Source organism: Micromonospora sp. ATCC 39149 (assembly GCF_000158815.1).
Classification (GTDB): domain Bacteria; phylum Actinomycetota; class Actinomycetes; order Mycobacteriales; family Micromonosporaceae; genus Micromonospora.
This window is the reverse complement of record NZ_GG657738.1, coordinates 210,364-212,737: the sequence shown is the minus strand read 5'-3', so window position 1 is coordinate 212,737 and position 2,374 is coordinate 210,364. Positions and strand designations below refer to the sequence as shown.

At 76.4% G+C, this 2,374-nt stretch carries 2 pseudogenes; one reads left to right on the top strand and one right to left on the bottom strand.

Annotated elements, in window-relative coordinates:
• Window positions 1-637 (bottom strand): annotated as a pseudogene (locus MCAG_RS33175) (pentapeptide repeat-containing protein); the annotation flags it as partial.
• 116 nt (window positions 638-753) lie between these two features.
• Here MCAG_RS33175 and MCAG_RS00945 point away from each other — a divergent pair.
• Window positions 754-2,173: pseudogene (locus MCAG_RS00945) on the top strand (RtcB family protein).
• The last annotated feature ends 201 nt before the right edge of the window (window positions 2,174-2,374 follow it).

Below are 2,374 nucleotides of genomic sequence, written 5' to 3'. Positions count from 1 at the left end.
CGCCCCGAGCAGCACCGCGCCGCGCAGGTTCGCCCCGACCAAGATCGGCCCGGCGCAGGTCGGCGGCGACCAGCACCGCACCCCGGCGGTCCGCGCCGGCCCGGTCGCCGCGGGCCAGCTCGCTCGCCCGCGACAGCAGCGGGTTCACCCGCCCCCGGTGCGCGTCGACGTCCACGGCCAGCAGCTCCCGCGGGCTGCCGCCGGTCAGCCTGCGGGTCTCGGCCAGCGCCGCCTCCAGCTCGGCGCGCAGCGGGCCCGGCCCCGTCAGCGCCACCGCCTGCGTCAGGTACCACAGCAGCTCGTGCAGCGGGCGCATCACGGCGAACGCCTCGAACATCCGGGTCGCGGTCCGTGGGGCCGTCCGCCAGTCCCGGCCGGCGAAGGTGACCTGGGCGACCTGCTGTCCCGCCCCGAAGCAGTCGAAGACGGTGCACCCGGCGAAGCCCCGGGCACGCAGGTCCCGGTGGATGCCGCAGCCGAAGCCGTCGCCGAGGTTCGGGCACGGCTGCCCGGCGGGCTTGTCCAGGGCGAAGTCCGACGAGGCGGCGAAGGCGGGCGCCACGCAGCACAGCCCGAAGCATCGGGCACAGTCCGCCCGCAGCTCGTCACGGGGGCCGGGCGGGGCTGTCTCGGACACGGTCGAGTCCTCCTGGGGACGCCGGGACGGCCCCGGCGACGCCCGCGGCCACCCCCATTGTCCCGCCGGCCGTCCCTGGCGGGTGTAACCGGCCCCGGGGCGGGTAGCCGCAGCGCATGGAGCTGGTGGAGGAGTCGCCGTACCGGTTCCGGATCGACCGGCGCGACCCGATGCGGGTGCCCGGGGTCGTCTTCGCCTCCCGGGCGCTGATCCCCGACGTCGGCGAGGACCGGTCCCTGGAGCAGGTGGCGAACGTGGCGACCCTGCCCGGCATCGTCGGCGCCTCGTACGCCATGCCCGACGTGCACTGGGGGTACGGCTTCCCGATCGGCGGCGTCGCCGCCACCGACGTGGCCGCCGCCGGGGTGGTCTCCCCGGGCGGTGTCGGCTTCGACATCTCCTGCGGGGTCCGGCTGCTCGCCGCCGATCTCGACCGGGCCGACCTGCCCAGGGTGCGCGACGCGCTGATGGACGGCCTCGACGCGGCGATCCCGCGCGGCATGGGCCGGGGCGCGGTCTGGCACCTCACCGACCGGGCCGAGTTTGGACGCGGTGCTGCGCGGCGGCTCCCGGTACGCCGTCGAACGCGGCCACGGCGTGCCACGCGACCTGGACCGCTGCGAGGACACCGGCGCGGTCGACGACGCCGACCCCGGGCAGGTCAGCGACCGCGCCGTGCAGCGCGGCCGGGGACAGGTCGGCAGTCTCGGCTCCGGCAACCACTTCCTTGAGGTGCAGGCGGTCGACGAGGTGCACGACGAGGCGGTGGCGGCGGCGTTCGGGCTGCGCGCCGGCCAGGTCGTCGTGATGATCCACTCCGGCTCGCGCGGCCTGGGCCACCAGATCTGCACCGACCACGTCCGGGCGATGGAGCGCAGCATGCCCCGGCACGGCATCGAGGTCCCCGACCGGCAGCTCGCGTGCGCGCCGGTCGAATCGTCGCAGGGACGGGCCTACCTGGGGGCGATGGCCGCCGCCGCGAACTACGCCCGGGCCAACCGGCAACTGCTCACCGCCGCCGCCCGCCGGGTCTTCGCCCGGACCGCCGGCAGCGGACTCGACCTGGTGTACGACGTCTCACACAACCTTGCCAAGATCGAGACACACGCGGTCGACGGCGCGGACCGGCGGCTGTGCGTGCACCGCAAGGGCGCCACCCGCGCGCTGCCGCCCGGGCACCCGGAACTGCCCGGGGACCTGCGCGCTGTCGGGCAGCCGGTGCTCGTCCCCGGCTCGATGGGCACGGCCTCGTACGTGCTCACCGGCATCGCGGGCGCCCCGGCGTTCGCCTCCACCTGCCATGGGGCGGGCCGGGTACGCAGCCGCAGCCAGGCCACGAAGACAGTGCGCGGGCAGGAGTTGCGCCGAAAGCTGGAGGACCAGGGCATCGCGGTGCGGGGTGCGTCGTGGCGCGGGCTGGCCGAGGAGACGCCGGAGGCGTACAAGGACGTCTCCGCCGTGGTCGACGTGGCCGAGGCGGCGGGGTTGTGCCGCCGAGTGGCCCGGCTGGTCCCGCTCGGCGTGGTCAAGGGCTGAGCGGAAAGCCGCTGGCCCGTCACCCGCCCGGCCGGGTCGCCCGCTCACACGTCCAGAATCACCGCGCAGGACCAGCCGTCCGGGCCCGGGCCGAAGCGCAGCCCGTGCAGCGCCACCGCCTTCGGCACCGCGCCGACCAGCTCCACCGCGTCGACGGCCACCACCCGCCAGCGCACCCGCAGGCCGCCCTCGCCGGTGCCG